Here is a 7,740-nt window from a genome sequence, read left to right as displayed (position 1 = left end):
CCTTGTGCTTCGTGATGCCAAAGAGCCGCATCACGAAATAGATCATCGAGAAGATGGCGGCCACCATGCCAGCGGCATAGCCGAGGTTGATGCAGGGCACGTGAGTGGACAGCCAGAAGTTGGTGATCAGCACCGCCTGGAGTTCCTGGAGCGTGTCCGCGCCGTCCATCTCCATAAACCGCAAGGAGAGGAACAACCCGGACATCCCGGCCAGACAGGCCACCGCTAATCCCAAACCCTTGGCCCGACGCCCGACGCCTTCCATCAGCAATCCCAGCCAGACAGACGAGATCGTGATAAACAGAATCGTCTCATAGAGAGTGGTGATGGGCGGCCGCTCCATGATCAGACAGCGGACCACAATCCCCATCGTGCCGTAAGCCGCCCCGGCGAGCATGACCAGCCAGCACAGCACCCGCACAATCTTGCCCCAGAGCGCCTCCGGTGCCACCCAGCTCAATGACAGAGCAATCGTGCCCGCTACAAAAAGGATAAGTGCGTAGAAGAAGTAGTCCTTCTTGTGGTACTTGAGCTCCATGGCAATGTGGCCGCTTTCCCCACGTTCTGCCGCGGACTTCACTACATGGTTGTGAAACGCCTCCAGGCTGGTTTTGAACTTGGCCACATCCATCCGGTTCCGGTAGATGTTTTCATACTCTGACAACAGCTTGAGCTCATCTGCCTTGGCGGTGCCATTTTCAATGGCCGTCTGCAGCACAGAACCCGGTCCATACCAGATCTCCACCTTGTGGTCGTCTGGCGGGAAGATGCGGAGAACCGTTTCCGAATTGCCACTCATCAGCGCCCCCAAAACGGCGCGAAAATACTCCCGCAGCCAGGGATTGTTCATGGGAGCCGCCGCTTCCGGGTGCGCCTGCAGATACGCTTGAATCTTGGGAACCAGGGCTGCGGCACTCACCTTCCCGCTCTCACCCACTGCCAGAATGTCAGTCGGCACGGTGGCGGCCAGCCCGCCAAACGGATCACGGGCAAAATCGAAATGCCCCATGATCATTTCGTAGTCGAGGAAATCCATCGCCAGCTTGCCGAGCGCGCGTTGCACCGGGTTGCGGTTCTTGGAGTCCACTTCGCGGATCTCCTGCATTTTCTTCATCAGGCTCGACCGGCCCGACACCAGTTCGTTGTACGAGTAACGATCCCGCTTGTTCTTGGCTTTGACGCCGATCTCAATGATCGCGTCTGAATTGTCCACGATGAAGACGCGCAGATCCTTGGCAATGTCCGGGCGGAACCAGGTCAAGGCCAGCCACTCGGTGGCACTCAGATTGTAGGGCTTGCCCTTGGCGTTGAGCAACTCCTTGCCAGTCACCGGATCCGTCAATGGATTGCCAGATGACTTCGCATCCTCCGTCACCAGAATGGATTGCCGACCACTGAAGCGCAGCAGGCGAAAACGCGCGATCGTATCCAGTGGCTTGATGCGCCCCGACTCCTGGGCTGGCAAGCCAGCCAGCAGAGCGACGACTTCTGGATCCAGCACCGTCGCCAGGTCCGCCATCTGCGGTGGCGCGGGCGGCTGGACTTTTTCTGCCGGAGCCGACACGGGCGCTGAGGGTGCAGGCTCTTGCGCCACCAAGGCAGCCGCAGGCACCACTGCGGCAAGAAACAGGCTGAGGAAAGAACGAACAATCATGGCGTGGCAGGGTTGGTGGTGCTAGCGCTGGAGGAGGTCTCCGGCTGGAAGGCTTTGGAGGAACGGGAAGCAGGTTTGCGGAGGAAGCGGACCAGTTGGGCAATCATGTGGCCGAGCATGCCGGCCATTGTCGCGAGCATGGCATAGAGCGGCCAGTGGTCAGAGGGGTTGTTCACCACTTGCAGCGTGGACGACTCCACCATGGCACCACCGCGCTCGCCGACATCGAATGCCGACTGGAACAAGGCGAAGCCCTCATCACGGAGCGGCTCGTTCATGGTGATGATCTTCTTCTCTTCCTTCTCACCGGTGATCTTGGTGATCACACTGGTGAACTTGCGGGCGCGCTCCGTACCAGGGTGGACTTCGCGCTGAAAGTCATCCAACCGCACAGAAAACGGCAGTTTGTAGGTCTTCCTTGTCAGGGAGATGCCATACACCTCATCCCCCACCTTCACCGAGAAGGGAGCGGCAGCGAAACGCCAGAGAATGCCTTTCAGGGCCTCCCCACCCTTCTTAGGGGTGACTTTCACATAGGCACCGTCAGCATTGCGCTCCTGTTCGAGTTCTTCCTTGAGGGTCTGCAGGAAATAGCCGTCCGCCACCTCGCGGCTGGTTGAGGAACCCGCTGCCTTCTTAGGGGCCGAGTTCACCTCGTAGTTCATGACCATGAGGTCGAACGGAAGATCCTTGTTCACGAAGGTACGGGCCTTGCCCCCCGCCAGATCCTGGAACTGCCGTCCGGGAATCTCCAGCGCCACCCGCTTCCCATCCTTTGAGACGGGTTCCAGGCGCTCGATTTCAATCACCACATCATGGAAGCTCTGAAACTCATCCGCCACCTGACCTTCCGCAAGACGCACCGCGCCCTCTTTCTTGAACACGAAGGAGACAAGCCCAGCCACCAGCATGAACACAATGGAGCCGTGAGTGACGATGACGCCAAACGTGCGGCCAGTCTTGCGAATGCGAATGAGGCCCCCGAGAATCATGTTCACGGTCAGAACCGCCATGAGGGTCATGCCGCCGGGAATCAGCACCGGCAAGTTCCAGTTGCCCTGATAGCTGACATGCATGGCACGCAGACAGCAGGCCAGGTCCACGCTCGTGATGAGAAAGGAGTCGAAGTACTTCCTCACACTGTCAAACAAGCCATGCTCCACCTGCTCCAGTGTGCCCAGGAACGTGATCAGCAGCAGGAACACCAGCACCACCGTCGCCAGACCAAAGGAGGCGAAGAAGTGATAGAGCTTCATGTGGAGCGGCACAGCAGGTCGCGGCGGCGGAGTGGGCTTGACGGCAGGCATTGACGAGAAAGAGTTGCGGTTCGCAGTGAAAATGGAGAGGTGGATCGGGAGCGATTGTTTCCGCTCCGCTGGGGTAGATGTCAGATCAGGTCAGAGCTTTTTCCATGAACCCAGGCAGGCGATCATGAGATTATCGTTTCAGACTGATGGAGCTCGCAAACTGGTCGAAAGCCGCCTCGTTCTTTACAACAAGGTCTTTTGGACCCGTAAGTTTGACAAAAAGTGTGAACTCCGGGGCTTCCTGCACCAGCCCGAGCATGCGAAAGCCGGTCGCGGCCGCTTCGGCCCCCACCCCTTTGAAATCACCATCAAATGCCACATAGGTGGCATCCCGACCCACAAAGGTCTTTTTGGGAAGAGCGGCCAGTTCAGCTTCTGTGTAGGCCGGTAGCCCCATTTGGGTGCGCCAGCGATTGACGTTCGCCGCAAGACCGCCCGCCTGACCCGGCATGATGGAGAGATAGCACTCCCCTTCCTGGTTGGGGCCGAATCTCAGATCGATCAGTCGCATGCCCCCACCGGATCCCGCAGGCGCTTCCGTCCAGCCTTCCGGCGTGATCCAGGCGAGCGGATTCTCAGCCGGCGGCTGCGCCTGTTGAGTGTCGAAGAACCGCTCTGCGCTGGTCGCTTCAGCCTTGGGCATGATGGCATGCTCAGAGATCGTACGAGACTCCTTGATCTCCATGCGCTCAGTCAGGCGCTCACAAGAGCTCAGCAACAGACCCGCGCTGATCCCCAAAGACATCCCCACGCCGGTGAATACCGGCCCTCTGGATTGCTGGACATTGCGTCCAGGCTCGCGGCCGGTCACTTTCGTCATGCTGAAAAAACGGTTCATCCTCTTCTTCCTTAGACTGGCTCCCGCCCGGGCATCAAGCCGTGAGTGGTCATTTCGTGACGGGAGACAAGGTGGATATATACGTGCTAGGGCGGGTTGTCGTTGCGGATCAGTCAGACTGGTGTTCGCAGCGCGGCAAAACGCCGCACCTTCATTCCGAGATCAGCAGAACTTCTGAAGAGGCTCCGGTCAGGTCACCAGCCGCCCCTTCAGATCGCCCTTTTCCATTTGCCTCATTTCTTGTTGGCGTCCGCTGCAGGGGCTGGCGCCGCTGGCGGGGCATCAGGCTTCTTCTCTTCAGGCTTTGGGGCGGGAGCAGGGGCTGCATCGGGCTTCTTGACCTCTGCGGGCTTCGCCTCGGCCGGCTTTGCGGGAGCAGGCACCGCAGCGGGTGGCTCAGGCTTTTTCGCCTCCGGTTTCTTTTCCTCGGGCTTGGCGGGGGCAGCAGCTGGCTTGGGGGCCTCAGCAGGTTTCGGCGGCGGTTGGGCAGCCTCGATGAGTTTGGCAATTTCAGCCTCACTCAGACCCACATTCACAATCAGGCCCGGGATTTGTGCCTCCAGCTTCTTCGCCCCTTCCCGGGTGGCCCCGGTCTGCCAGACAAAGAGCTTCTTCAGGGATTTGGCCCCGGCCAACTTGGCCAGCCCAGCATCGGTCACCTTGGTGCCGTAGAGATTGAGGTACTCCAGCTTGCCCAGCTTCGCCAGATGATCGAGCCCGGCATCAGTGATTGCGGTATTCTCCAGGTGCAGGCGCTCCAGGTTGCTCATCCCTGCCACCATGGCCAGTCCTGAATCCGTCACCTTGGTGCGGGCCAGATCCACCCAGATGAGGTGCGGGTTCACAGGAGCCAGCAGCGCCAGTTCCTTGTCGCCAAACTTGTCCGCTGCATTCACCGTACCGAGACGCAATTGCTCGCTGTCCAGGGACACTGCCATCATGGAGGCGTTCAGCGCGGTGACCTTGGCAGACACTTCGGCGATGGTCTTCTTCTCCGCATCTGTCAGAGGCTTGGCCTTCGGTTTCTCGGCAGTCTTTTTGCCCCCATCGGCCTTGGCAGGCTTGGCAGCGTAGAGCGCTTTGGCGATCGTTTCGATCTCCGGAGTCTTCTTGGCGTTGGCAAAGGTCAGCGACTCACTCGCCCCCTCTGCGATCCACCACTCCAGGAAGGCCAGCTCTTCCTTGCTGAGCTGTGGCTCATCAGTCGGCGGCATGTGTTCGTCGTCTTCCTTGGGCAGCTTGGCACGCACCAGCAGGAGGCTGTCCTTGGTGTTGCCAGCGATTACGGTAGTGGCACCATCGCTGCCGCCTTTCAGAAGGTCGGCAAAGGTGTGCATCTTGAGCTTGCCCTTGCTCTTGTCTGTACCGTGGCAGGCGTTGCATTTGGCGGCCAGGATGGGCGCAACCAGTTCGTCGTAGATCTTGGCATTGGGGTCCAGAGCCTTGCCTGCAGCAGCTGCGACCGGTGCGGCTTCAGGCTTGGCGGGGGCGGGAGCAGGTGTTGCAGCCGGGGCAGGTGCGGGCGCGGGCGCTGGTGCAGGAGCAGGCGCTTTCGGCTCCACCTTGGCCACCACAGGGACAGGAGCCGGAGCGGCAGCAGGCTTCTTGGTGGCAAGATAGGCGTTGGCGAACCCCTCGATCTCCGGAGTCTTCTTGGCCGCCGCAAGGGTCAGCGTCTCGCTGGCTCCTTCCGCCACCCACCACTCCAGGAGAGCCAGTTCCTCCTTGGTGAGCTGGGGCTCATCACTCGGCGGCATGTGGTCGTCATCATCCAGCGGCAGTTTGGCACGCACCAACAACAAGCTCTCCTTGGCATTGTTCGCGATCACCGTCGTGGGGCCGTCACCGCCCCCTTTCAGCAGATCCGCAAAGGTGTGCATGCGCAGCTTGCCTTTGCTCTTCTCGGAGCCGTGGCAGGCATTGCACTTCGCAGCCAGGATCGGGGCCACGATGTCCGCGTAGATCTTGGCATTCGGATCCGCCTTCCCTGCCGGAGCGGCGGCGGGAGCCGGAGCAGGCGCAGCGGGCTTCTCAGAAGCAGGTGCCGGAGCAGGAGCCGCTACCACTTTCGCGTTGTCCTTCTCCGTCCAGCCGATGTTCACCAGCAAGCCGGGGCGCTTGGCGCGGAAGGCTTCCGCAGCGGGTTCGGTCACCGCCGTCTGCCAGAGGTAGAGCGACTTGAGAGCCTTCAACCCTTCCAGATCCACCAGGATCTTGTCCGTCACCTTCGTGCCGTACAGGTTCAGGTATTCCAGCTTCGCCAGTCCCTTCAAACTGGAACCAGCGGCATCCGTCACCGCCGTGTTTTCAAGGTGGAGTTCCTTGAGATTGGTCATCTTGGCCAGAACGCCCAAACCTGCATCGGTGACCTTGGTGCGAGCCAGATCGAGCGCCACCAGTGAGCTGCCGATGGACTCGAGCTCCTTGAGGTTCGCATCGCTGTAGTCACGCGCCACATTCAGCGCCGTGAAGCGGAGTTCCTTGGCATTCTGAGCCACCGGTGCCAGGGAAGCTCCCGTGCCGTTGATCTTTTTCATCGCCTCTGCCACGGCAGGATCCACGCCGCCCGCCGCCGGGGTTTGCGCCGCCGCTTCCGCCAGGGTCACCATGACCGGCGGCGTGCTGCCGCCGCTGCCACCTTTGGCCTTGGAAAGGAGCGTCTGAAGCGCAGGCTTCAGGTTGTCGGGGACATTCGCATCAGTCACCTTCAGTTCTTTGCTGGCACCAGCTTTCACCCAGATCGCCACCAGCTCGATTTCTTCGGTCGTCGGCTGATCCTTGTTCTCCGGGGGCATGTGGTCCTCATGATCCACCGGGAGCTTCATACGAGCCACCAGAAGACTCTTCTCCGGATCGCCCGCCACGACGTTGTCGCCATTTTCGCCGCCTTTCAGAATGGCTTCATGATTGTCCAAGCGGAGGTCACCTTTGCTCTTGTCGGCATTGTGGCAGTTGTTGCACTTGGCCTCCATGAGTGGAGCCACCACGGCGGCATAGAACGTCGGGCTGACCACCACGTCCGGGGTCACCACGGCCGGGGCCGGAGCGGGAGAAGGTGTCGGCGCAGGAGTCGCGGGCCCACCGCCCACTTCAGACCCGTTGGCTTCCGGCGCCATGGCGGGGGCGGGAGTTCCGACCGGAGCTGGCTCAGGGGCTGTCGTGTCGGCATTGACGCTGCTCACCTCATCGTGCACCGCAGCCGGGGCAAAGAGATCCACCACTTTGGCCTCCACGGTTCGCACAGTGTTGCGCACGTCCTTCGGCGCATACTCCAGCAGGTAGTCGCTGCCGTGCACCATATTGCCGCCGAAGTGGGCACCCACACTCATGATCCCCAGCGTGAGGAAGAGCAGCCCGCGATACACAAACCGGATCCGACCGCCGCTATCCTCGGAGATTTGCTTGAAGATGAGGGCCAAAAGCGAGCCGACTACCGTGGCAATGCCCAACGTCTGGTGCGCGGCGAACATGCCCCCTTTGTACCCGCCCTCGCGGGACAGCAGGATGCCGAAAACCACCGCCACGATGGCTCCGAAGGCTCCAAAGCCCATCACAAATCCCACGGACCCCTTGACGGCCTGTCCGAGGGGAAAGCGAAGCATGACCAGCGCCTCCATGAAAGCGGCCAAAATGAGCACCCCTACCGGCATGTGCACCGCGATGGGATGGAACCGCCCGAAAAACAGCGCCCACTCAGGAGTCGGCAGTGCTTTGGCCGCATTCGTCACAGGCGGGACAAGCATCATCGAAACTGCGAAGAGCACCACAAGCCCCACGGCACAGATCCAGCCCACCAGCGGACGACGCGGGTTGGACGGGTTCTCGGGGGATTCACTCTGGCTGAGACTGGCTGCTGAAGCTGGCATGTTAAGAAGGTCTGGATGACGTTATCGTGTTCCTACTGAAGTCCAAAACGAACGGCACAGCCGGGATAAATCAAT

General features: G+C 60.6%; 4 protein-coding genes. All 4 read right to left on the bottom strand.

Translation table 11 applies throughout. The features are described from left to right. The coding region (locus tag BV034_RS11690; RefSeq protein WP_050027176.1) for a hypothetical protein at positions 1 to 1,654 on the bottom strand (1,654 nt) is incomplete at its 3' end. Beyond that, entirely contained in the window at positions 1,651 to 2,961 is a 1,311-nt protein-coding gene (locus tag BV034_RS11685; RefSeq protein ID WP_050027174.1) for a cytochrome c biogenesis protein ResB, read from the bottom strand. The genes BV034_RS11685 and BV034_RS11690, both read right to left, overlap by 4 nt. Positions 2,962 to 3,091: 130 nt before the next feature. Beyond that, on the bottom strand, positions 3,092 to 3,799 hold the full coding sequence (locus BV034_RS11680; RefSeq protein ID WP_050027172.1) for a hypothetical protein: 708 nt from the start codon (positions 3,797 to 3,799) through the stop codon (positions 3,092 to 3,094). A 233-nt stretch (positions 3,800 to 4,032) separates the two neighbouring features. Beyond that, on the bottom strand, positions 4,033 to 7,665 hold the full coding sequence (locus BV034_RS11675) for a c-type cytochrome domain-containing protein (RefSeq protein WP_050027170.1): 3,633 nt from the start codon (positions 7,663 to 7,665) through the stop codon (positions 4,033 to 4,035). Positions 7,666 to 7,740 lie beyond the last annotated feature (75 nt).

Origin of the sequence: Verrucomicrobium sp. BvORR034, from assembly GCF_000739635.1 — a bacterium.
GTDB lineage: Bacteria > Verrucomicrobiota > Verrucomicrobiia > Verrucomicrobiales > Verrucomicrobiaceae > Verrucomicrobium.
This window is presented reverse-complemented; position numbering and strand designations above follow the sequence as displayed.